26 protein-coding genes are annotated in these 22,884 nt (G+C 57.6%); 14 read left to right on the top strand and 12 right to left on the bottom strand.

Features of this window, described 5'->3' with window-relative positions; translation table 11 throughout:
- Nucleotides 1-63: 63 nt before the first annotated feature.
- Nucleotides 64-354: a hypothetical protein gene (locus E7738_RS19790; protein WP_021508990.1), complete on the top strand. Its 291-nt coding sequence runs from the start codon at nucleotides 64-66 to the stop codon at nucleotides 352-354.
- A 24-nt stretch (nucleotides 355-378) separates the two neighbouring features.
- Here E7738_RS19790 and E7738_RS19795 read toward each other — a convergent pair whose 3' ends face one another.
- Both E7738_RS19795 and E7738_RS19800 read right to left on the bottom strand, forming a co-directional pair.
- On the bottom strand, nucleotides 379-1,806 hold the full coding sequence (locus tag E7738_RS19795; protein ID WP_394516533.1) for an alpha,alpha-trehalose-phosphate synthase (UDP-forming): 1,428 nt from the start codon (nucleotides 1,804-1,806) through the stop codon (nucleotides 379-381).
- 172 nt (nucleotides 1,807-1,978) lie between these two features.
- Entirely contained in the window at nucleotides 1,979-2,842 is an 864-nt protein-coding gene (locus E7738_RS19800) for a substrate-binding domain-containing protein (RefSeq protein ID WP_394516534.1), read from the bottom strand.
- A gap of 234 nt (nucleotides 2,843-3,076) precedes the next feature.
- Between E7738_RS19800 and E7738_RS19805 the strand changes: the two genes are divergently transcribed.
- The 3 genes from E7738_RS19805 to E7738_RS19815 all read left to right on the top strand — a co-directional run bounded on the left by E7738_RS19805 (nucleotide 3,077) and on the right by E7738_RS19815 (nucleotide 5,058).
- Nucleotides 3,077-3,772 carry a RipA family octameric membrane protein gene (locus E7738_RS19805; RefSeq protein ID WP_136547308.1) on the top strand — a complete coding sequence of 232 codons (696 nt, stop codon included), beginning with the start codon at nucleotides 3,077-3,079 and terminating at the stop codon, nucleotides 3,770-3,772.
- Between the two features lie 98 nt (nucleotides 3,773-3,870).
- A complete protein-coding gene (blc, locus tag E7738_RS19810) occupies nucleotides 3,871-4,401 on the top strand; it encodes an outer membrane lipoprotein Blc (protein ID WP_394516535.1) in 531 nt (176 codons plus the stop codon).
- Between the two features lie 111 nt (nucleotides 4,402-4,512).
- Complete coding sequence (locus E7738_RS19815) at nucleotides 4,513-5,058, top strand: GNAT family N-acetyltransferase (protein WP_394516576.1); 546 nt, start codon at nucleotides 4,513-4,515, stop codon at nucleotides 5,056-5,058.
- Nucleotides 5,059-5,153: 95 nt separating this feature from the next.
- Here the strand turns inward: E7738_RS19815 and E7738_RS19820 are convergent, their stop codons facing one another.
- Entirely contained in the window at nucleotides 5,154-5,372 is a 219-nt protein-coding gene (locus tag E7738_RS19820; protein ID WP_058781102.1) for a DUF7661 family protein, read from the bottom strand.
- A 331-nt stretch (nucleotides 5,373-5,703) separates the two neighbouring features.
- Between E7738_RS19820 and E7738_RS19825 the strand changes: the two genes are divergently transcribed.
- The 4 genes from E7738_RS19825 (at nucleotide 5,704) to E7738_RS19840 (ending at nucleotide 11,124) form a co-directional block, all read left to right on the top strand.
- Nucleotides 5,704-7,416: an ABC-F family ATP-binding cassette domain-containing protein gene (locus tag E7738_RS19825; RefSeq protein ID WP_394516536.1), complete on the top strand. Its 1,713-nt coding sequence runs from the start codon at nucleotides 5,704-5,706 to the stop codon at nucleotides 7,414-7,416.
- Between the two features lie 143 nt (nucleotides 7,417-7,559).
- The gene (locus tag E7738_RS19830) at nucleotides 7,560-8,735 is read left to right on the top strand and encodes an efflux RND transporter periplasmic adaptor subunit (protein WP_058781100.1); all 1,176 of its coding nucleotides are present in this window, start codon (nucleotides 7,560-7,562) and stop codon (nucleotides 8,733-8,735) included.
- A complete protein-coding gene (locus E7738_RS19835; RefSeq protein WP_058776045.1) occupies nucleotides 8,732-10,669 on the top strand; it encodes a MacB family efflux pump subunit in 1,938 nt (645 codons plus the stop codon). The genes E7738_RS19830 and E7738_RS19835 overlap by 4 nt, the downstream gene beginning before the upstream one ends.
- 176 nt (nucleotides 10,670-10,845) lie before the next feature.
- Nucleotides 10,846-11,124: a hypothetical protein gene (locus E7738_RS19840; protein WP_058770289.1), complete on the top strand. Its 279-nt coding sequence runs from the start codon at nucleotides 10,846-10,848 to the stop codon at nucleotides 11,122-11,124.
- 351 nt (nucleotides 11,125-11,475) lie between these two features.
- Here E7738_RS19840 and E7738_RS19845 read toward each other — a convergent pair whose 3' ends face one another.
- From E7738_RS19845 to E7738_RS19865, 5 genes are all read right to left on the bottom strand, one after another.
- Entirely contained in the window at nucleotides 11,476-11,691 is a 216-nt protein-coding gene (locus tag E7738_RS19845) for a YdgH/BhsA/McbA-like domain containing protein (RefSeq protein WP_394516537.1), read from the bottom strand.
- A 114-nt stretch (nucleotides 11,692-11,805) separates the two neighbouring features.
- Entirely contained in the window at nucleotides 11,806-11,964 is a 159-nt protein-coding gene (locus E7738_RS19850; RefSeq protein WP_164861079.1) for a hypothetical protein, read from the bottom strand.
- 141 nt (nucleotides 11,965-12,105) lie between these two features.
- Nucleotides 12,106-12,321, bottom strand: a complete 216-nt coding sequence (locus E7738_RS19855) for a YdgH/BhsA/McbA-like domain containing protein (RefSeq protein WP_021508973.1) — start codon at nucleotides 12,319-12,321, stop codon at nucleotides 12,106-12,108.
- A gap of 320 nt (nucleotides 12,322-12,641) precedes the next feature.
- Nucleotides 12,642-13,193: a C40 family peptidase gene (locus E7738_RS19860; protein ID WP_021508972.1), complete on the bottom strand. Its 552-nt coding sequence runs from the start codon at nucleotides 13,191-13,193 to the stop codon at nucleotides 12,642-12,644.
- Nucleotides 13,194-13,455: 262 nt separating this feature from the next.
- Nucleotides 13,456-14,970, bottom strand: a complete 1,515-nt coding sequence (locus E7738_RS19865; protein ID WP_394516538.1) for an MDR family MFS transporter — start codon at nucleotides 14,968-14,970, stop codon at nucleotides 13,456-13,458.
- A gap of 78 nt (nucleotides 14,971-15,048) precedes the next feature.
- Here E7738_RS19865 and E7738_RS19870 point away from each other — a divergent pair, with 78 nt between their 5' ends.
- Nucleotides 15,049-15,711, top strand: coding sequence for a TetR/AcrR family transcriptional regulator (locus tag E7738_RS19870; protein WP_058770292.1), 663 nt, complete (start codon nucleotides 15,049-15,051; stop codon nucleotides 15,709-15,711).
- A 1-nt stretch (nucleotide 15,712) separates the two neighbouring features.
- On the opposite strand, the gene E7738_RS19875 is transcribed toward E7738_RS19870, so the two are convergent.
- The gene (locus E7738_RS19875; RefSeq protein WP_264251833.1) at nucleotides 15,713-15,868 is read right to left on the bottom strand and encodes a hypothetical protein; all 156 of its coding nucleotides are present in this window, start codon (nucleotides 15,866-15,868) and stop codon (nucleotides 15,713-15,715) included.
- Nucleotides 15,869-16,052: 184 nt separating this feature from the next.
- On the opposite strand from E7738_RS19875, the gene E7738_RS19880 reads away from it, so the two are divergent.
- From E7738_RS19880 to E7738_RS19895, 4 genes are read left to right on the top strand one after another with little or no spacing between them, the layout of a single operon-like run.
- Nucleotides 16,053-16,619 carry a peroxiredoxin gene (locus E7738_RS19880; RefSeq protein WP_394516539.1) on the top strand — a complete coding sequence of 189 codons (567 nt, stop codon included), beginning with the start codon at nucleotides 16,053-16,055 and terminating at the stop codon, nucleotides 16,617-16,619.
- Between the two features lie 14 nt (nucleotides 16,620-16,633).
- Nucleotides 16,634-17,863 carry a protein-disulfide reductase DsbD family protein gene (locus E7738_RS19885; RefSeq protein ID WP_058776050.1) on the top strand — a complete coding sequence of 410 codons (1,230 nt, stop codon included), beginning with the start codon at nucleotides 16,634-16,636 and terminating at the stop codon, nucleotides 17,861-17,863.
- Nucleotides 17,864-17,880: 17 nt separating this feature from the next.
- Nucleotides 17,881-18,432 carry a sigma-70 family RNA polymerase sigma factor gene (locus tag E7738_RS19890; RefSeq protein WP_394516540.1) on the top strand — a complete coding sequence of 184 codons (552 nt, stop codon included), beginning with the start codon at nucleotides 17,881-17,883 and terminating at the stop codon, nucleotides 18,430-18,432.
- Complete coding sequence (locus tag E7738_RS19895) at nucleotides 18,425-19,054, top strand: DUF1109 domain-containing protein (protein WP_260640959.1); 630 nt, start codon at nucleotides 18,425-18,427, stop codon at nucleotides 19,052-19,054. Before E7738_RS19890 ends, E7738_RS19895 begins: the two co-directional genes overlap by 8 nt.
- Before the next feature lie 21 nt (nucleotides 19,055-19,075).
- Here the strand turns inward: E7738_RS19895 and E7738_RS19900 are convergent, their stop codons facing one another.
- Nucleotides 19,076-20,140: an SDR family oxidoreductase gene (locus tag E7738_RS19900; protein ID WP_058759046.1), complete on the bottom strand. Its 1,065-nt coding sequence runs from the start codon at nucleotides 20,138-20,140 to the stop codon at nucleotides 19,076-19,078.
- Between the two features lie 100 nt (nucleotides 20,141-20,240).
- On the opposite strand from E7738_RS19900, the gene E7738_RS19905 reads away from it, so the two are divergent.
- The gene (locus tag E7738_RS19905; RefSeq protein ID WP_394516541.1) at nucleotides 20,241-21,143 is read left to right on the top strand and encodes a LysR family transcriptional regulator; all 903 of its coding nucleotides are present in this window, start codon (nucleotides 20,241-20,243) and stop codon (nucleotides 21,141-21,143) included.
- A gap of 7 nt (nucleotides 21,144-21,150) precedes the next feature.
- On the opposite strand, the gene E7738_RS19910 is transcribed toward E7738_RS19905, so the two are convergent.
- Together E7738_RS19910 and E7738_RS19915 are read right to left on the bottom strand one after the other, a co-directional pair.
- Nucleotides 21,151-21,801 carry a methionine ABC transporter permease gene (locus E7738_RS19910; protein WP_021508962.1) on the bottom strand — a complete coding sequence of 217 codons (651 nt, stop codon included), beginning with the start codon at nucleotides 21,799-21,801 and terminating at the stop codon, nucleotides 21,151-21,153.
- Complete coding sequence (locus tag E7738_RS19915) at nucleotides 21,785-22,882, bottom strand: methionine ABC transporter ATP-binding protein (protein ID WP_394516542.1); 1,098 nt, start codon at nucleotides 22,880-22,882, stop codon at nucleotides 21,785-21,787. Before E7738_RS19915 ends, E7738_RS19910 begins: the two co-directional genes overlap by 17 nt.
- Between the last annotated feature and the right edge of the window lie 2 nt (nucleotides 22,883-22,884).

Below are 22,884 nucleotides of genomic sequence, written 5' to 3' on the forward strand. Positions count from 1 at the left end.
GATTAGGCTTTGGTTTACCTGCACCAGGCAATGCTAAACGCAACGCGGATACTGAGAGCTTTTATGTATAGAAGTGAAGATGAAAAACTGGCCGACATTGTCATGGGCGATGCCGTGCTGCAATTGTTAAAACAAGCCGGACCGGTAACCACCCTCGCACTGCTGGAAAAACTGCGCGCGATGGCGGCCTCAGAAACCGATCCAGCACGCCAGCGGGCGTTTCGCTATGCGATTGCTGAAGTGCAGAACAGCAAAAGTGCGCCTCAGGGCGAAGCGGTGGCGTTAAAAGGTAGCGATAACGTGACCCATATTTTTCGCAACCGTGATAATACGGGCAAAAACACCCGACATTAGCCCCGCTCTGCCCCAGTCTGCTTATCAATAACGTAACCGCCCGCTTATGCCTGCGCCCGACAGGTGACGGCTAGACAGCTGCACACTCTCCGGCTGCGGCTCATCCATTAACAGGGCGAGGAAGCTGTCGGCCCACCAGTGACAATCATAGCGGTGCAGATTATTCAGCAAGCGCGCATGACGGTTCTGACGGTCGCTGAGCGGCAGCCGCAACGCCGTATGGATGGCATCCGCCATTGCATCCGGATCGTAAGGATTAACGATCAGCGCGCCATCCATCTGTTCGGCCGCACCCGCGAACTGCGACAGAATCAGCACGCCGGGATTCGCCGGATCCTGCAGCGCAGCATACATTTTCGCCATCAGGCTCATGCCCGCCATCAGTGGCGTCACCAGCGCCACCCGCGACGCGCGATACAGCCCGGCCAGCTCCTCACGGCGATAATCGTGGTTGAGATAGCTGACCGGATACCAGTTGAGCATACCGTGCACGCCATTAACCTCACCGCACAGATTTTCCAGATTGTGGCTGATTGCCTGCTGCCGGTGCGGGTGACCGCTGGCAGCAGAAGCCAGCTGCAATAACATCATGTTGCCCGCATAGTCGGGGTGATGGCGTAGCAGCACTTCCAGCGCGCTGATGCGATACGGCAGACCTGCGCTGTCGTCGAGATGACCGCCGCTCAGCACCGTGTTGGCCGGCAAATGTTCGCGGCTCTGCTGCTCCATATACTGGCAGCTGTTACTCTCGAGTAATGCCTGAACCTCAGCCAGATCGATCCCGACCGGAAACACGCCAGTGGTGATAATGTGACCGTGCACGCGCAGACGGTTCCTGCCTAAGCGTTCAGCGCGAAACTCGCTCTCCAGCCACAGCAGAAAGTTATTCATATCCTGCGCGGTCTGGAAGCCAATCAGGTCACAGCACAGCAGCGATTCTGCCAGGCTGCGCCAGTCAGGGATCGCTTCGAACAGCTGACCGGACGGAAACGGCTGATGTAAAAACAAACCGATGCGGTTAGTTAAGCCGGTATCACGCAGCATTTTCACCGTTGGGATGAAGTGATAATCCTGCAGCCAGATCACATCGTCCGGCATGGCATATTCAGCGATGGCGTGAGCATAAGCCGCATTCAGCTGGCGATAGGCCTGGAAGCTGGCGCTGGTGAAACGTGCCAGGTCCGGACGCTGGTGAAACACCGGCCACAACCCCTGATGTACGTAGCCGTGATAGCCCTCTTCGTATTCTGCGCGCGTCAGCGCAAACTGCAGCCTGTCGTATTCATTACCCTGCTGAAAGCTAAGCGTGCGCGCCGCTTCCTGCGCAGCGACGGTACGTTGTCCATCCCAGCAGACCCAGAGGCCACCGCGTCGCGCCATCAGGCGATCGTAAATGGCTGCCAGCGTGGAAGACTGATGCTGATTATGTGTGACCAGAATAGTGCCGGGCATGATATTTCCCTTTGAGGTTAAGGCGCGCCACAGTGCCGCCTGCTGCGCTGATTTAACCGCCGGCAATATAAAAAAGGCGTAAAGAAAACCTGCGCGGATATAAAAATCCGGCAAAGATCAGCGCCAGTGTGTGGAAATCAGCCCGGCGCCAAAGGGGAAAGGCTTGCAGCGATCAGTGACGGATGGCGCAGCCGCACTGCGACATTTCGCCAGGCACATATTTGCCGTGATGCGAATGGCGCACCTGCAACTCACCCTGCTGCCAGGCGCGGCTGTGGTCCGGACGCTGATCCAGCAGCCGGTTCAGGGCTTCCGTCACCAGTAAATCACGGCGCGGTGCCCAGCTGCTCAGGTGCCATGTGGAGCCGCGCGCCTCGTCAGCATCATCAAAGCCCACTACGGCGATATGCGCGCCCTGACCGAAGTCGCGCACGGCCTGCAGTGCGCCAAAGGCCAGCTCGTCGTATTCGCACATCAATGCATTGATGCGTTCTGCCGCACGGGTTTTCTTCAGATAAGCCATCATCGCCTGATAAGCCTGCTCACGGTGAAGGGCACCGGCGTGCAGTGCTGCGTGCAGCGTCTTATCTTCCGCCTGCAGGCTGGCAATAAACCCCTGCACCTGGCGCGGCGGCGTGTCACTTGCCTGCACCTGCATAGCGCCCAAACGCTGGTGTCCCTGCGACAGCAGCAGTGCGCCAAGCTGCTGCCCGGCGTGATACGCATCGGCAACCACCACATCAGCGCCCGCGCTGTCGTTCGGGCACAAATGCACCGCGCGCAGCGACGGCAGCAGGTGCGCGGCGATCTCCTGCGCATCCTGAAACGGCGAGCTCAGGAACAGCAGTCCGCCCAGTGGCAGCGACGCCGCGTTCCGCAGCGCGGCCTGAAAATCCTCGCGCGTAGCGGCGCACAGCAGCACCGGCAGCCGATCACGCGCACTGAGCTGACGCGTGACTTCTTTGTGCATGTGCATACTGTGCGGATGACTGACATCATCGCTGACAATGCCGATGAGCGGCGAATGGACGGACATAACTGACCTCTCCTGTTACGTAGGGTACGGGAAAAATTTTGACGTATTAGTATGAAATTCCACGTTACCCGAATAATCAGATATCGCCAATCGGTGGATGCGAAGGATTGCTGCGCTCCCCCTTCACCCGGTGCGTGTTGACGGCGGCAAAATGCGCAGCCGCTGCACCGGACGCCCGGTGAGCTTCGTTTTACGTTACACTGACGCCACGAATATTTTGCTAGCGGAAAATTTATGCGCATCACCCTCGATCAGGCCGATCAGCCTTTTATTCACCGCTTACTGGGCGAGGAGATCGCCAGTATCGATTCCACGTCTGACGAACAACTGCGCCTGCAACAGGCGTTGCAGGATGCGCGGTTACAGAGAAATCATGAAGCAGAGCTCGACTGGAAACGCAACGCGCTCTATCTGCTGCTGTTTGTGTTCCTGTATGGCGCACTGGGCTGCTCGCTGACGCTGGATTTGAGCGCGGTCGCACAAGCGTCGAGCCATAAAAGCATTGCCTATGCGCTGGAAGCGGTACCGGTCCTGATCGCCTTCTCTGGTCTGTTCCTGTCGCTGCTGTTTCTGTTCGCCGCGCGCGGCAGCGCACGCCGCCTGCACAACTGGGATCACACTATCGTGCTGCTGGAAAAATACAGCGGCTGCAACCTGAGTCTGCAGATTAATGAAATGGGGGCGCGCACCACGCATTACTCGCAGTCGGCGATTACCGTGGCGCTGGCGATGTTTATCTGCCTCACCTGGGTGGTGATGTACAACTACTTCACCTTCACCACCAGCGGCGTGATTGGCAGTGTGATCTCACTGTTTATCACCACCATGACCTACGTGATTCTGGATATTCAGCTGCTGAAATCCGGCAAATCGATCGCTATCGATGAGCCGCTGATTCCGCCAGAAGATGAGGTTGAGAAACGCCGTTAATCGACAGACCGGCAGCGGCGTAAGGTTTTGCGCCGCGCCGGTTTCGCTATCCTTATCTATACTTCAGACAGGATTTTGAGAGATATAAAGGAGTTGCGATGAAAATCTGGCCGTTAGTCGCCATTACGGCGCTGTCTGTTACTCTGGTCGCCTGTAAATCCCCGACGCCACCTAAAGGGGTGCAGCCCATCACTCACTTCAATGCCGATCGCTATCTCGGTACCTGGTATGAAATTGCCCGCCTCGATCACCGTTTCGAACGCGGTAAAGATCATGTGACCGCCACCTACGGCAAACGCAGCGACGGCGGTATCAGCGTGCTGAATCGCGGTTACGATCCGGAGAAAAAAGCGTGGAGCGAGAGCGAAGGCAAAGCTTACTTCACCGGCAAACCTGACGTCGCCGCGCTAAAGGTCTCGTTCTTCGGACCTTTTTACGGTGGTTATAACGTGATCGCGCTGGATGAAGATTATCAGTATGCACTGGTCGCCGGGCCGAACCGGGGGTATCTGTGGATTCTGTCGCGTCAGCCCACCATTCCGGCTGAAGTCAAACAGCGTTATCTCGCCTATGCCCAGCAACTGGGCTTCGCAATCGATCAACTGATTTGGGTGAATCAGTCACGATAAGAGGGTGCAACGCTGGGTGATGCCTCCGGGGCGACAGCTATCATGCTGGCGGTAAACGAAGGTCTGCCTCCTCCACCAATCCATTTAACATCTAATGATAAAAAGGTTTTCATGATTTTCACGACGACACCGCGACTCATTATCCGTACATTCGAAGACAAAGATGCGCCTGCACTTTTTGATTACCTGTCTTTACCTCGCACACCTTGTTTTCAGGAGGAGAAACTTGACTCTCTCGCAGAGGCATCAGAAGAGGTTAATAGACGATCGAGTGATACAAGCCAGTTTGCTGTCTGCCTGAAAGAAACTGATGAATTGATTGGTCATCTTTTTGCCGATAATAGTGAAGAGATTGACACTAACACCTGGTCAGTAGGATGGCATTTTAACAAGCGGTACGAAGGCAAAGGTTATGCGACAGAATCCGTCGCGGCACTATTTCAGTACCTATTTTCTGACAAAGAAGCCAGACGTCTTTATGCCTACGTGGAAGACTACAATTTAGCTTCTCAGAAGCTTTGTGCTCGCCTTGGTATGCGTCAGGAGGGCTGTTTCAAAGAATTTGTCGCTTTCGCACGGGATGATGATAAAAAGCAATATGACGATACCTTGATTTTTGCACTGCTCAAAAGAGAGTGGAAGCCGTTGATTGCATAAACACTTTACGTCAGCTCCTCGCTCATAGCGGACATGGGCCTGGGCATAGTCCGCTTTGTGCCTTAGGCAAACTTCAATAATTTAACCACGTTTTTTTATTCGATGCGTTTCACATCGGGATGATGCTCAGTTGCAGCTTCATGAAAGATATCACCCAGCCAGCCTGCAATTTCGTCTTCTGGCATATCGTCTGGAATAGCGATATCAAACATTCGTGAGAATTTTCTTTCTGTCACGTCGGCGCGAAATACCTGCCAGGCATCCTCCTTGCGCAGAACGCCAATGTGCCGGCCAAAAACGTCATAAATCAACATATTCAATCTCCTGTGATATCTATCAGGCTCTGACGCCATACTATACCAGCGCCGATACAAATCGCTGGAAAAAGCCGCACACCGCCACTATTATCGGCTGACTTATTCACCTGCTGATAACTAAGGAGGATCTCAATGCCGTCGTGTGAACTGTTTGTTTACTCACACTTCTATGGTGACTGGACCCGCTCAGGTTTTACCGCACTCGTGCTGCGATAATCCGCCTGAGCGAAGTTCTTACAATCTAATCCCTTCTCTCCGGCTTACCGGGTTGTCGTCAGCGAAATTCTGACGTCAGGCTTTTTTGCGCCTGCAACTTGAGAGTAAGTAGATGAGCACACTCCTTTCCGCACACGCCGTCGGCTTCGACAATGCCTTTGGCCCGCTTTTCCATTCCCTGGATTTCAGCCTGAAAAAAGGCGACCGCATCGGTCTGATTGGCGACAACGGCAGCGGTAAAAGTACCCTGCTGAAAATTCTCAGCGGTGAACTGGCCGCCAGTCACGGCAGCGTCACGCCAGCGAGCCACTGTCTGCTGGCGCGCATCGAACAACACCTGCCGGAAATGTTACTTGAGGCCTCATTGCTGGATGGCGTTATCGCCCGGCTGCCCGCAGCACAGCGCAGCAGCGAGCGCTGGCGTGCCGAGGCGCTGCTGCATACGCTGGGTTTCAGCACAGCGCAGCAGTCACAAACCGCGGCGACGCTGAGCGGCGGACAGCATATGCGACTATTGCTGGCGCGCGCGCTGATTCTGCAGCCCGATTTACTGTTGCTGGACGAACCGGGTAACCATCTCGATCTGCCGACCCTGCTGTGGCTGGAGAATTTTCTGATCGGCTGGCAGGGCAGCTTTGTGCTGGTGTCCCACGACAGCGCGCTGCTGGACCGCGTCACCAACTGCAGCGCAATCCTGCGCGATCGCACGCTGCATGTTTTCCGTCTGCCCTGCACGGCCGCCCGCGAGGCGCTGGCGCAGCAGGATGAAGCCGATGCGCAGCGCCACCAGGCACAGCAGCAGGAGATTGCCCGGGTTGAGAGCAGCGCAAAACGGCTGGCGATCTGGGGTCGGACCTATGACAACGAAGGTCTGGCGCGTAAAGCGAAACAGATGGAGAAGCGCATCGACTGGCTGAAAGCCGCGCAGACCACGCTCAGCGCCGGCAGTCCGTGGCAGCTGCAGTTACAGGGCGAAGCGCTGCAGGCGGATCGCGTGCTGGCGCTGCCGCCGATGTCGATTCAGCCTGCTGCCGGGGCGCCGACCCTTTTTTCCCTGCCCGCGCTGCAGGTGAAAAGTGGCGATCGCATCGCGATTGTCGGCCACAACGGCTGCGGCAAATCCTCACTGCTGCGCCAGCTGTGGCACAGCTGGCAGCAAGGCGACAACCCGCTGTTTCATCCGCGCGCCCGCGTCGGCTATTACGACCAGAGCCTGCAACAGTTGCGTGACGACCAGACGTTAAGCGCAGCGCTACACGGTTTCGCTGCGCTGAGCGATGAGCAGTGCAAAATGGCGCTGATTAGCGCAGGCTTTCCCTGGCTGCGCCATCAGCAGAAGGTTGCCTCACTCAGCGGTGGTGAGCGCTCGCGCCTGCTGTTTGTCGGCCTGACGCTGGCACGCTACTCGCTGCTGCTGCTGGATGAACCGACCAACCATCTGGATATGGCAGGCAAAGAGGAGCTGGCGCAGGCGCTGCAGCAGTTCGCCGGCGCGGTGCTGCTGGTGTCTCACGACCGCAGCCTGATCGCCAGCAGCTGCAATCGCTTCTGGCTGATTGAACAGCAGCAGCTGAGCGAGTGGCACGACTGGCCGCAGGTGACCGCCAGGCTGGCCACCGCCCATGTGCCAGTCGATTACCCGCTTGCCGCTGCCGCCGTCGATGACCGCCCGGGCGATGAAGATGCGCTGTTGCAGGCGCTGCTAGTGCTGGAAGAAAAGCTGCAGCAGGACGAAGCGCGTAAGGCAAAGCATCAGAAACCGGCGCAACAGCAGCAGTGGCGCAGGGAGATTGCGCAGCTGAAACAACAGCTGAATCTGCTCTGAACGGATTGACTGACGGGGTATCGCTAACCCACAACCTGCGCCAGGGATGGCGCACTCCCCTGCGGCTGACAAAATTCCGCAGAATTTTTCTCCAGTTTGTCCCGCTTAGTGATTATTATTCTCGCTAAATTTAAGGGACGATGATGCACACAATGACGAAAAAATGGCTGTTTGCCGCGCTAACTGCGCTGGTGATGATTCTGGTTCTCTGGGGGTATTCGGCGTCACGCAGTAAACCCAATCCGCTGATGACCGCCGCGGTGCGCCAGGGCGACATCGAAAACGTGATTGCCGCCACCGGCAAAATGGACGCGATTGAGCGCGTTAACGTCGGTGCGCAGGTCTCCGGTCAGGTGAAAAAGCTGTATATCAAAGCTGGCGACAACGTACGTAAGGGCCAGCTGATCGCAGAAATCGATGATCAGCCGCAGCGCAGCGATCTGCGTAATGCGCAGGCGGCGCTGAGCGTGGCGCAGGCGGATTTACAGACCCGTCAGGCTACGCTGGTACGCCAGCAGGCACAGTTTCAGCGCCTGCAGCAGATGGTTAAAACCAATGCCGTTTCCCGTCAGGATTATGATACCGCCGCCGAAGCGTGGCGCATCGCCCAGGCAGAGCTGACGGCGCAGCAGGCGCGGGTGATTCAGGCGCAGATCGAAGTGGATAAAAAGCAGCTCGATCTCGGCTACACGCGCATCATGGCACCGATTGACGGCACGGTGGTGGCGATCGTCACGAAGCAGGGCCAGACCGTAAACGCCGTACAGAGCGCCCCGACCATCGCCAAACTGGCGCAGCTCGGCACCATGACCATCAAAGTGCAAATCTCCGAGGCGGACATTACCAATATTCAGCCCGGCCAGCAGGCGTGGTTTACCACCTTCGCCAACCCGGATAAACGCTACAACGCCACGCTGCGCAGCATCGAACTGGCCCCTGAGTCGGTGATGAAAGATGATGCGCTGATGGGCAACAGCGAAAGCAATACCGTGAGCAGCACGAACGCGGCGGTGTATTACAACGCCCTGCTTGATGTGCCGAACCCGGATAATGCGCTGCGCATCTCCATGACGGCGCAGGTTAATCTGCTGCGTGACCAGGCGAAAAACGCGCTGCTGGTGCCGGTACAGGCCACGAAAAAGGCCAGCGATGGTCGTACTTACGTCGAAATCGCGGATCAAAATAATCAGCCAGAGAAGCGCTACATCACCACCGGCATCAGCGACAGCGTTGACATTCAGGTGCTGAGCGGGCTGCGCTTAGGGGAAAAAGTGATCCTTGCCACGCAGCAGCCGGGCGCGGACAAGGTGGTGATGTGAATATCATCGAACTGCACAACATTCAGCGCAGCTACGTCAATGGTTCCCAATCCCTGCAGGTGCTGAAAAACATTAATCTGCAGATTGCCAGCGGCGAAATGGTGGCGATCATCGGGCCCTCGGGCTCAGGCAAATCCACGCTGCTGAACATTCTTGGCTGCCTTGATGCGCCGGACAGCGGTGATTACCTGATTGGCGGCAAAAATACCGCCACGCTCTCGCCCGATGCGCTGGCGCAAGTGCGGCGCGAGCACATCGGCTTCATCTTTCAGCGCTATCACCTGATGCCGGATCTCAGCGCGCTGAGCAATGTTGAAATACCGGCGATTTATGCCAACTTATCCGGCACCGCACGCCGTCAGCGCGCCGCACAGCTGCTGGCACGGCTCGGATTACAGGGGCGCGAACAGCATAAGCCGGGCGAGCTGTCAGGCGGCCAGCAGCAGCGTGTCAGTATTGCGCGTGCACTGATCAACGGTGCCGAAATTATCCTCGCCGATGAGCCCACCGGCGCGCTCGATTCGCACTCCGGTGAAGAAGTGCTGCGCATCCTCAGCGAACTGAACCGCGAAGGTCACACGGTGATTATCGTTACCCACGATATGAAAGTGGCGCAGCACGCGGAACGCATCATTGAAATTCAGGACGGCGAGATTTTTGCCGACAGCGGCAGCGCTGCCACGGCCGCAAAAACGCGCTTTACGCCAGCGCCACGCAAGCGGCAGAGCAGATTCCGCGGCCTGCTTGACCGGCTGCGCGAATCATTGCGCATGGCGCTGAATGCCATGAACGCCCACCGCCTGCGCACCGCACTGACTATGACCGGCATTATCTTTGGCATTGCCGCCGTTGTCACCGTGGTGGCGCTGGGCCAGGGCGCGCGGGAAAAAACGCTGGAGAGCATTTCCGGACTTGGTACCAATGTGGTTTCTATCTATGCCGGGGGCGATTATGTCGAGGACGATGCGCATCCGGTACAAACCCTGGTGATGGCCGATGCCGATGTGATTGCGCGCCAGCAGTTTGTCGCCGCCGTCAGTCCGGAAATCATCGCCACGCAGCCCATTCGCTACCTGGCCAACGCCTCCAAAACTTCAGTTTCCGGCGTGGGCGTCGACTATTTTCGCATTCAGGGCATTAAGCTGGTGGAAGGCAGCAACTTCAGCGATGAGCGGCACGCGCGCCAGGAAGTCATTATTGATATCAACACGCGCAATAAATTGTTTGGCGAACAGGGCCCGAGCCCGATTGGCAAAATGATTGTGCTGGGATCGGTGCCGGTGCGGGTTATTGGCGTGGCCAATAATGAAGACGGTCTGTCGCCCAACCGTCTCAGCGTCTGGCTACCGTGGAGCACGGTGATGTACCGCATCAGCGGCCAGACCGCGCTCACCAGTATCAGTATTAAACTTAAAGATGATGTGGTGAGCGGTGCGGCGGTGGAATCGCTCACCCAGCTGCTGACGGCGCGCCACGGCACCAAAGATTTCCTGATGTTCAACCGGGACAAGTATCGTAAAGCGATAGAAGGTGCGGCGGCCACGCTGACGCTGCTGATTTTACTGGTGGCTTCGATTGCGCTCATGATCGGCAGTATTGGCGTAATGAACATCATGCTGGTGTCGGTGACCGAACGCACCCACGAGATTGGTGTGCGCATGGCGGTAGGTGCGCGACGCGGCGACATTATGCAGCAGTTTATGATTGAAGCGGTGCTGGTGTGCCTGGTGGGCGGATCGCTCGGCGTGGCGCTGTCTCTGGTGATAGGTCCGGTCATTTCACTGCTGGCTGGCGGCGTGCTGACCGCCATCTACTCATGGCAATCGGCTGGCGCAGCGTTTGCCTGCTCAACCATTATCGGCATGATATTTGGTTATCTGCCCGCGCGCAAAGCCGCACGAATGGATCCGGTCGCCGCGCTCGCCAGCGAATAAAATCAGCAACCGGACCGGCACATTATTCATGCTGGTCCGGTCATTTCAGGTCTAATCCGAAAGTCATTAAATCAATTAGCCCCGCAGGTCATCATCGGCGTAGACTGAATGCGTCTCTAATTTAGACACATCACCGATTATCTATTCGATGGCTATCACTCGCCCGAGAGTAAGTTATGTTAGAACCGCACTATTTTTATTTATGTCACGATCCGGACGCCGGCTGGGTATTGCATAAAAAAGGCTGTTACGTACTGGAATTTGAGGAAGAGAAGCGCTTTATCGGCTCTTTGTATACCGTGCATCAGGCGCTGACGGTAGCGCGTATCCACCATCCGCAAATAGCCTGTTGCCGCGACTGCCTGCTGGACAAAGGCCGGTCGAAAAGAACGCCGGTTAATAAAGAGAAAAATCTGATTCCCTCTCGCCATTTTGACGACGACGCGAAAAAATAACGGTGCAGATTACGCAAACGTAATGTGTTTTGAAATGGTGAAATAAACTCACCCGCTTCGCGTTTATTTAGCCGCAACCGGATTTATTTCTGACAAAATAACCGACGGATATCTCGGGACATCCACTCAGCGTTTATCGCCTGACGGTTTGATATTAAAGCAGTTATCCACAACTGGCGTGCAAAGAAGCAGGCTTATCCTGTGGATAAACGCCTGGACTCCGCCTGTTGCGCCCGCTGAGCAGGCTTGGTCAAATTTCGAACGCCAGCCTGCTGCTTTTGTTCGTTTTCAGCATTCCGGAAAAAGCAAAGCCGCCCGAAGGCGGCCTTAACACAGTGAACCAGTCTGAACTTAGTTATACAGTTCAGCCGTCATGTGCACGCGGTTGTTGGTGTTGGCTTCAGTAATTTTATACTGAGCGCCCTGCTGTTGCGCCTGCGCGGCGATTTTAGCTTCTGCACCGTCCAGCGTAGAGGAAGTCACGGTTACGCTCTGGGCAAAGCTGGCAGCTGACATCAGTGAAAGAGCGGCAACAGCGGCGATTGACATAGCTCTAATGGTTTTCATGGTCTTATTCCTTAATGGTTATGGCTGAAGGCTGTGTGCCTTCGATGGAACTAATGATAACTCAGGTTACTATACTGAAATTGATAATTAGTGCGGTTATCGTGATCGTGCTAATTATTTCTGGTTGCCCGGTTGCGCCAGCTCAGCGCGCACCGTCGCGATAAATTGCGGCCAGTGGGCAAAACGAATCACCGGAACGTGAGCATGGCGTTGCGTGCGTAATGCATCTGCAAAAGCCAGCGCCTGCCGGTTGATATCCACGTTGTTCAGCATATTGCGTTCTCCTGCCAGACGGTCTGCGCTGCAAATTCAGCAACATCGCCAGAATGATTGTTACGCCGCGAGCCTGACTGCACGACAAAAAAGGCCGCCCGTCAGGCGACCCGTTCTGGCACATCCCTGTGCAACCATCCGTTATTTGTAGAGTTCAGCGGTCATGTGCACCAGGTTGTTGGTGCTGGCTTCCAGAATTTTATATTGCGCACCCTGCTGCTGAGCCTGAGCGGCAATTTTCGCTTCGGCACCATCCAGTGTGGTGGAGGTGGCTGAAACGGTTTGCGCGAAGCTGGCAGCAGACATCAGGGAAAGCGCGGCGGTGGCGGCAATGGTCAGTGTTTTGATAGCTTTCATGGTCATATTCCTTAGCGTTTGATGAGAAGGCGCTGCGCCTTCAATGGGGATAATAATAACCATGTTTACTATTACAAAATTGATAATTAGTGCGAATACTATGATCGCACTAATTGTTAACGCGTGATATTTAAATTATTTATTTATAATCAACAGGTTGAATGTATTTCAATGCCCATAAAGCGGCACAGAGCGTTAAAGCAGCCATCATGTTGGATGCGAATTGCCACTGAAACAGGAGACGAATGGTTGACGGCGGGATGGGTCTGAGCACGGGCGCGAAAACGTCGCGCCGCGGCTTTGTGGAAGGATGTCTGACTTCAGACTTTATTTTTATAATTGAAACTGATCTGCGAATTTTGCTCGCGCGGAAGTCGTCTGGCTTCTAAATATACCGATTTCCAGTACGGATTATTCAGTGACGAGCGCATCACACCCTGGCTGACTGATGCATGCAGGAACTGGCGATCGGTGTCGTAAAAGCCGACGTGCAGCTCATGCTTAATGCGGAAGAACACTAAGTCGCCAGGCTGTAAATGCGCCTGATCGACCGGCTTACCCATGGCAATCAGTTCACGCGTTGTGACGCGATCCATGGGAATATTGAAACGATCTTTTAAGGTGCGCCAGACAAATCCGGAACAGTCAACGCCGGATAATTGCGTTCCGCCCCACTGATATTTGGTGCCTTCCCACGAATGCATTTGATCGTGCAAAGCGGCTATTACCGGAATTAAATCGGGCTGTTTACCACCGTCCTGCGAGGTATCTACACTTTCCTGCTCCGGTGCTGGTGAGGAGTGAGACGAGCAGCCAGCCAGGGTTAATAACATCAGGCAGGCAATCAGGTTGCGGGCCGCAGTAGCAATCATAGGGTGACGTTTCACAGTGGATAACAGGGATAGCAGATTTATACCGTAAAGAAGTTGCAGAAATAAAGCGTCTCCGCCCGAATTCTCGCTGTCTTCACTAATTTTACCTAAGTTTACAGAAAGGTAACGCTATGTATTTAGGATAAAAATCTATATCTTTTGCTGCTTTGCGCCGACAGCGCATATTTATCCGGCAAATTGCGTTTAAATTTTATTCCGCAGCCTGACCGACGGACCTGCTGCGAAATAACGGGAAAGCTTATTAGCGCACGTTATCGCGCAGCGGCGACTCCGGCAGCAGCAGCGACAGTATAAAAGCCAGCAGCATAACGCCGGCGGCCATCTGAAATGCGGCATGCACCGCATCACTGAACACCAGCAAATAAGCCTGACGCAGCGCTGCAGGCAAATGGTTCACGGCGACCGGATCCAGCGAAGGCGGCAGCACGTTACCCTGCTCTATCAGTCGGGTCGCTCCGGATTTCAGCACGTGACTGAACACAGCGCCAAACAGCGCAACGCCGATCGAACCGCCCACCGAGCGAAACAGCGTAACCGATGAGGTCGCTACGCCGATGCGATCGGGCGTCACCGCATTTTGCACCGCCAGCACCAGCACCTGCATAGTCATGCCCATTCCCATGCCGAGCACGCTGGAGAACAGATAAATGTGCCAGAGCGGCGCATCCAGCGTCAGCGTGGTCATCAGCGCCATCCCGGTTGTGGCCAGTAGCGTCCCGGCGATGGGGAATAAACGGTATTTCCCGCTGCGGCTAATCATGCGACCACTAATGATCGAGGTGACCAGCAGCCCGCCCATCAGCGGTAACAGCTGTAGTCCGGCCTCGGTGGGCGTGGCGTTTTTTACTACCTGCAAATAAAGCGGCAAAAACGTCACGCTGCCAAACAGCGCCATGCCGATAATAAACGCCATCAGACTGGCGAGGGAAAAACTGCGATTGCGGAACAGATCGAGTGGAATGATCGGTTCCCACGCGCGTCTCTCCTCATAGACAAACCCCAACACGCCAACCAACCCCATGGCCAGAATGCACCATAGCTGGGGATCTGACCATTCGCGCAGCGTGCCGCCTTCACTGGTAAACAGCGTCACGCCCACCAGCGCCAGGCTGAGAAACACCGCACCCGGATAATCGATTTCATGGGGTTTGCGTCGGCTATCCGCTTTAAACACCGCATTAATGATCAGCAGCGCCAGCAGGCCGAGCGGCAGGTTAATGTAGAAAATCCAGCGCCAGGACATGTGCTGCACAATAAAACCGCCCAGCAGCGGCCCAATCACCGTCGCCAGACCAAACACGCCGCCAAACAGGCCCTGGTACCGGCCGCGTTCGGCGGGCGGAATGACATCCGCGACCGCCGCCATGCTCACCACCATTAATCCGCCGCCGCCCAGTCCCTGCAGCGCGCGGGTAAAAATCAGCTGCGGCATGTTTTGCGCCAGCCCGCACAGCGCCGAGCCCAGCAAAAACAGCACCACCGCGATCTGCAGAACCGTCTTACGCCCAAACAGATCGCCAAATTTGCCGTACAGCGGCACAACCAGGGTTGAGGCCAGCATGTAAGCAGTGACGATCCACGACAGGCGATCCAGCCCACCCAGTTCGCCGACGATAGTCGGCAGCGCGGTCGAGACGATAGTCTGATCAAGCGCGGAAAGCAGCATCACCAGCATCAGCGCGCCCATCAGCAGGCGAATGGAAGGCGGGCTGGTTGCCCCGCTGTCGCGCTGCGATGTGATAGATTGAGGTTTCATAACGACACCGTTTGAAATTAATTAAATGCACAATTAATATTAACCGAAGTCTGACACGAAACCCGTGAGTACGTAAAGATGACCGCCCAAAAAGTGATGGAGAGCGAGACAGCGCCTTCTGATAAACCCCGCCGGCCGGGCCGTCCACGCGGCGGCGCAATAAATGCCCAGCAGCGCGAGCATCTGCTGGACATCACGCTCGCGCTGTATGCGCAAAACGGCATCGCGGAAACCTCGCTCAACGCCATAGCCCGTAAAGCCGGCGTCAGCCCGGCCATGCTGAATTACTATTTTCAGTCGCGCGAGTCACTGCTGGATACCGTGGTCGCGGAACGCTTTGTGCCGTTACGGCAACGGCTGGAAGCGCATTTTGTCGAAGAGAGTAGTGACCCTGTCGCTGCGATCAGCGGGTTTATTAAAGAGTTCGCGGATATCGTGCTGAGTCATGACTGGTTCGCACCGCTGTGGCTGCAGGAAGTCGCCAGTGGTCAGGGGCTGGGCGGCACGCTGAAACAGCGTCACGGTCATGCCGGACGCGAACGGATTCGCGCGTTGCTGATTCAATGGCAGCAGCAGGGATTACTGAACAACCAGCTGAATGTCGATGTGCTGATGACCTCAATTCTCAGCATGGTACTGGTGCCCTTTACCCGCTTTGCCCACGAGCCGGGCTTTGATACCGAAATGATTCTGCAGCACACCCTGAGCATGGTGTGCCACGGTATACAGCCGCGCAACTGAGTCAGGCGTCGTCGCCGTGGGTCAGCGTCTCCAGTTGCTGCCAGAAATCTTCCGGCACTGGCTGCACGCGGGGCGCAGGCTCGGCTATTTGCTGTTCCAGAGCAGCCAGCAGCTCATGGGTTTCACTGTTTTGTTTATCGCACGGTATGGAAGACATATCTAAAACCTGTAAAAACATCAGATGATTATTGTAAGGATTTAACGCCAGGAATAAATAAACCAAACGGTAAAAAGGGATCTGTCCTCACTTTTTTTTGCCACCTGCGCAACTTTTTACTCACTGCGGCGAACTGTCTGAAAGCATCACCCTAACCGGACCTCTTTCACCGCAGGAGCAGATCATGACAACTATCAGGCATCTTATCGCTACCCTCACCCTTGGCACCACGCTGAGTCTCGCCGTGTTTAGCGCCAGCGCGGCGCTGCCGATCGGAGAAAAAGCACCTGACTTTACGCTACAGGGTGCGCTTGGCGGCAAGCCGATCACCTTCTCGCTGCAGCAGGCGCTGCAAAAAGGGCCGGTGGTGCTCTACTTCTTCCCGGCGGCCTTCAGCGCGGGTTGTACCATTGAGGCGCACGACTTCGCCGAAGCCACGGATGATTTCAAAAAAATGGGCGCCACGGTGATTGGCGTCACTGCCGGTAACACCGAGCAAATCAGCGATTTTTCTAAGCTGGAGTGTCGTGACAAATTCGCCGTGGCTGCCGATCCGGGTGCCAAAGTGGCCGCCGAATATAAAACGCTGATGCAGATAAAAGGCAAAACGCTGTCTGACCGCACCTCTTATGTGATTGCCCCCAACGGCAATATTCTGCTGAGCTATACCGACAGAAACCCGGATACCCACATCGAAAAAGCGCTGGCGGCGGTGAAAGAGTATGACGCTGCGCATCCGCAAGCGCAGTAAGTGAGAGGCCAGCCATGTTAACCGCGATGCTGGCCGCCTTTTTGGGCGGCATCATCCTCAACCTCATGCCGTGCGTCTTTCCGGTGATTTCGCTGAAAGCGCTTGGCCTGCTGCGCCATCAAAGCCAGGCTGCCAGCGCGCGTCGGGAAGGCCTCGGATTCCTGCTCGGCGTGCTGGTGACCATGATGGCGCTGGCTGGCATTCTGCTGGCCGCACGCGCGGGTGGCGCCGCGGTCGGCTGGGGCTTTCAGCTGCAGTCACCGCTGGTGATCGCCCTGCTGTCGCTGGTAATCCTGGCTGCCGCGCTTAACCTGCTTGGCGTCTTTGAGGTGGGGCTGACGGTGCAGCGCGTCGGGGCCATCGACATCCAGCGCGGCGCTTTTTTGCGTTCCGCGCTGACCGGGGCACTGGCGATCATCGTAGCCACACCCTGCGCCGCGCCCTTTATGGCCAGCGCCATCGGCTACGCGCTGGTGCAGCCCCCTGCGGTTGCGCTGGTTATTTTCTTTGCGCTGGCGCTCGGCTTTGCCGCGCCGTTTACCCTGCTGTCGCTGTTCCCGCCGCTGGCACGATTTTTACCGCGTCCTGGCGTCTGGATGGATATCCTTAAGCGCGGGCTGGCCTTTCCCATGCTCGGTGCCTGGGCCTGGCTGGTGTGGATTCTGGCCCAGCAGGCGGGCAGCAGCGCGCTGGCTGTTGTGCTGGCCGCCTCGGTGGTACTGGCGTTTGCCGGCTGGCTGTATGGCATGGCGCAGCAGCGCCGCTTTGCCGGAAAAGGGCACAAAGCGCTGTTCAGCGTCACGGCGATATTGCTGATTGCGGTGATCGCGCCGCTGCCGGGGCTGATCAAGCCAGGCGCGGCGCTGCAAGGCGATATACAGGCGCAGGTCAGCAAACAGACGTGGACGCCGCAGGCGGTGGCCGCTCAGCGCGGGCATGGCAAAGCGATTTTTGTCGATTTTACCGCATCATGGTGCATCACCTGTCAGGTGAACGAGAAGACCTCGCTGTCGACCCAGGCGGTGAAAACCGCACTGGCGAAAACCGGTACGCTGTACATGGTGGCAGACTCGACTAAATTTAACCCGGACGTTGATGACGTGATGAGTGAGTTTGGTCAGGGCGGTTTACCAATGTACCTGGTGTATCCGGCTGATGGCGGACCACCGAAAGTACTGCCGCAGGTGCTGACACCCGGCATCGTAGTGGATGCGTTAAACCAGGCGGCAGCGAAGAAGACGTAACGGCAACAAGGCAGCGTATGCACACAGGCGATAGCGCACGTGAAAACTGGCCCGGACTGATGGAACGCGCGCAGGCCGGGGATCAGTGTGCCTATACCCGGCTGCTGCGGGCGCTGGTGCCGGTGATACGCGCGCAGGTGCGGCGCAGGCTGAGCGATGAAGCCTTAACGGAAGATGTGATTCAGGATGTGCTGCTCACGCTGCATCGCGTGCGCCATACCTACGATCCCGCTTACCCTTTTCTGCCCTGGCTGACGGCGATAGTCTCGGCGCGCGCGATTGATGCCCTGCGCCGCCGCGGCCGCCAGCAGCACTGCGCGCTTGACGACGCCCAGGCCGCCGATCCCGCCAGCACGGCAGAACAGCAGCAGCTGGACACCCGGCAGGAGCTGGCGGGCTATCTCAGCCAGCTGCCGCTGCGTCAGCGTGAAATCGTTGAGCATGTTCATTTGCATGAAATGAGCCTGAACGAGGCGGCGGCACACCATAATCTGAGCGTGTCGGCGGTGAAATCGCTGTTGCACCGCGCGCTCACCAATCTGCGCCGCTTTGGAGCAAACCATGACTGATCATCATTTGCTGATTGAAAAACTGGGGCGCGATCTGCGCCCGGTGAAACGCCCGCCGGCGACCGGAAAACGCGTGCTGGGCTGGCTGGCACTGGCGCTACCGGCGGGCATCGCGGCCAGTTTGCTGGTGCCGCGCACTCTGACCGACTGGTCGCAGGCCGGCGCGATGCAGGCCGCGCTGCAACTGATGCTGGCCTTTATCCTAGGATTACTGGCGATGCGCAGCGCCTTTGAACTCAGCATTGCAGGGCGGCGCGGCATCAGCGCAAAGCTGCTGTTGCCGCCGGGCCTGCTGTGGCTGGGATTGAGCGCCAGTAGTCTGCTGCAAACAGCCACGCCGCTGCAGCAGCACGACACGCTGCCGTGCTTTGTTTTCCTGCTGGTGGTGAGTCTGCCGATGCTGCTGCTGACCATCATCAGTCTGCGCCGGACGCGAACACTCTATCCGGCCCGCAGTCTGGCCATGGCGGGCCTGGGCGTCGCCTGCATGGCGGTAAGCCTGCTGGCGTTCTGTCATCCGGTGCACCTGCATGCGCTGGATTTGCTGCAGCACCTGGCGGCCATCGTGAGCATCATCGTGCTGACCGTATTGCTTGGCCGGCGCTGGGTGCAGATCGCCTGACAACGCCGGCCAGTAACGCTATCAGGGAATGATGCGCTCCGCACGCAGCCGGTCGAACAGCTGGGTGAAGGAATCCAGCGTGGCGCGATAGCCGGTAAAGCCGGCTTTACGGCTCTTGCTCATATCGGTAAACGCCTCCATCGGCCGACCCAAATCCGCATCGGTGTGCCACCACGACGCCAGTTTATCGATGTCCGCTTCACGCAGCTGATAGCGCGCAGCGATCTCACGCCAGGCCGCTGCGGCTTCCTGCATGCGTCCTTCCAGCGGCATCATCTGCGCCGGATAGTCTGCAGCTTCAATACCGAAATAGTCTGCCAGACGCGGCCACAGCCAGTTCCAGCGAAACACATCGCCGTTCACCGCGTTGAAATCCTGATTGGCAGCCCCTTCAGCACGGGTCGCCCACAGCAGCTGTTCCGCCAGTAAACCGGCTTCGGTGACATCGGCCAGACCGTTCCACTGTTGCGGCGAGCCGGGAAAGATGAACGGCCAGCCTTTTTCACGGCACAGCGTGGCGTAAACGGCCAGCGTCTGCCCCATGTTCATGGCGTTACCCAATGCATAACCAATGATGGTGTGCGGACGGTGCACGCTCCAGCTGTAGCCATATTGCTCTGCGCCTGCAAACACTTCATCTTCCTGCGCATAGTAAAAGTTATCGACTGGCTGACGTCCCTGCTCTTCGCGGAACGGCGTCACCGGCACCGCGCCCTTGCCATACGCTTCGAACGGACCGAGGTAGTGCTTCAGCCCGGTCACCAGTGCCACATGCGCACCGTTCAGCCGCTCGCCGAGCGCGGCAATGACGTTATGCACCATGCCGCCGTTGACGCGAATGTTCTCTTTTTCATTCGCCTGGCGTGACCAGACGCTAAAGAACAGCGCATCCGGTTTTTCCTGCGCCAGCGCATTGCGCACCGCTTCTGCATCGGTCAGATCGGCCGTCAGACTGCGGCAACCTTCCGGAATAGCACCGCGTCCGCGCGACAAGCCGGTTACCTGCCAGCCCTCACTTTGCAGCCTTTCCGCCAGCGCACGACCGATAACCCCGCTGATCCCCACGATTAACGCCTGTTTTTGCATGTCGAATCTCCTCTGTTGCAGTTATCCTTAGCGTAATAGAGAATTAAATTCTTAGCCGTGGCATTAATTCACATCATTCCTGAACTGGATTCACTAATACATGCACGATCAGCGTCTGAAAGACATCGTTCCTTTTGTCGCCAGTGTCGAATGCGGCAGTTTTGCCGCTGCCGCTGAGCGCCTGCACCTGACCGGTTCCGCCATCAGCAAAAGCGTGACGCGGCTGGAAGCGCGGCTCGGCTCTCGCCTGCTGGAGCGCACCACCCGCAGCCTGACGCTCACCGACGCCGGCAGCGCCTATTATCAGACCTGCCTGCGCATTATGGAGGAGCTGGCGGAAGCCGAAGCGGTAGTGGCGGCGCAGCGCACCATTCCTTCCGGGCGGTTGCGGCTGGCGGTGCCGAATACCTATGGCCGGCTCGGCGTGATGCCGCTGCTGATTCCGTTCTGTCAGCAGCATCCGGATGTGGAACTCAGCCTGACCTTCTCGGATCGCTTTATTGATCTGTTTGATGAGGGCATTGATGTCGCGGTGCGCATCGGCGGTTCGCCGGATCTGCCCGCCTCGCTCGGCTGCCGGCCGATGGGCCGCGAGCGTATGGTGTTTTGCGCCGCGCCGGACTACCTGGCGCGCGCAGGCAGACCGACCAGCGACAGCGAGTTGCTGCAGCATCGGGCGATTCTGTACGAGCGCGTTGACGGCAGCACCAAGCCGTGGCTGTTCACCACGGAGGATGGACATCCGCACTGGCGTCAGGTGCCGTCTCGCATGGCGCTGGGCGACGTGGATGCACAAATGCAGGCGCTATGCGCTGGACTCGGGGTGGCGCAGATGCCTTCATGGCTGGTGCGTGACGCGCTGGCGAGCGGCGCGCTGGAAGTGATTGTGCCGCAGCAGCAGCCGGACGGTCTGCCGCTGTCGGTGATTTGGCCGCGGCGCAAACAGCTGCTGCCGAAGGTCGACGCGCTGCTGGCGGCGCTTGACGGCCTGCAGATCAGGTGAAACGCCTTTAGCGATGGTTCAGCCGGCGCGACAGCCGGTCGCCACACAGCTGCAGCAGCGTGACCAGTGCCACCAGCACCACGATCACCGTGAGCATGACCTGCATATCGAAACGCTGGTAGCCGTAACGATAAGCCAGATCGCCCAGCCCGCCGGCGCCGATCGCACCGGCCATCGCCGAGGCATTAATCATCGTCACCAGCGTAATGGTAAAACCGCTGACGATGCCAGGCCGCGCTTCTGGCAGCAGCACGTGCCAGACAATATGCCAGCGCTGAAAGCCCATCGCCTGCGCCGCTTCCGTCAGCCCTTTATCCACTTCGCGCAGACTCACCTCCGCGATGCGGGCAAAAAACGGCGTCGCCGCCAGCGTCAGCGGCACCACGGCCGCCCAGACGCCGTAGGTAGTGCCGACAATCCAGCGGGTAAACGGGATCAGCGCCACCATCAGAATCAAAAACGGAATCGAGCGGAACAGGTTCACCAGCCAGCCCAGCAGCCGGTTGAGCAGCGGATTGGGGAACAGATCGCCGCGCCCGGTCACCACCAGAATCACCGCCATCGGTAAACCGATCAGCAGTGCCAGCAGCGACGACACGCCGACCATCAGCAGCGTATCCAGCAATCCCTGCCATAAACGATCAATAGCCAGTGACATAACCTGCAACCTCCAGTTGGTCCGCCAGCGGATGAAGCGCGGCAAGGGCTGCCGGCGCGTCGTGCCGGGCATTCAGCAGCAGTAACAGCTGGCCGGTGGGTTTGCGATCGACCCATTCAACCGCGCTATACAGTAGCGTCAGCTCGCCGCTGACCTGTGCGCTGATCGCCGCCAGATCCGGCTGCGCACCCTGCCCGCTGTAGCGCAGCCGCACCAGCAAACGCGAGTCCACGTCCTGACGTTGTGGCGTCAGCAGCGGCTGGATGGCCTCCGGCAGCGCGCCGAATTGCGGATTAAGCAACTGCCGCGTCGTCTCATGCTGCGGATCGCTGTACACCTGCCACACCGGACCGCGCTCAATGATTTCACCCTGATCGATCACCGCCACCTGGTGACACAGGTCGTGCACCACGTCCATCTCATGGGTGATCAGCACAATAGTGATATGACGCTGCTGATTGATTTTTTTCAGCAGCGCGAGGATGGCGCGCGTGGTTTCCGGATCCAGCGCCGAGGTTGCCTCGTCGCACAGCAGCAGTTCCGGATCGTGCACCAGCGCGCGCGCAATGCCGACGCGCTGCTTCTGCCCGCCAGAGAGTTGCGCCGGCCAGGCATGCTGGCGCGCCTCCAGCCCAACCAGCGCCAGCAGCTCATCCACTTTTTGCCGCCGTTGCGCCGCCGGTATGCCGGCCACCTTCATCGGCAGCTCAATGTTTTGCCGCACCGTTTTAGCGGACAATAAATTGAAGTGCTGAAAAATCATGCCGGTGCGGCGCCGCCACTGCACCAGCTGGCTGGCGCTCAGTGAACTGAGATCGATACCGTCAATCACCACCGCACCCTGCGTCGGATTTTCCAGCCGGTTCAGACAGCGGATCAGCGTCGATTTGCCCGCGCCGCTGCGGCCAATGATGCCAAAAATCTCGCCGCGTTTAACCTGCAGGTCGATGTGCTTCAGCGCATCCTGCGACTGGCCGTCATAGCGTTTGCTCAGCCCGCGGATCTGCACATGCGCACGGCCCGCGACCGGCGTCGTGGTGTGCAGCGCCGCCTGCTCGCCAGGAAGAGTCAGGCTGACCATGA

It is taken from the genome of Pantoea sp. SGAir0430 (assembly GCF_043549295.1).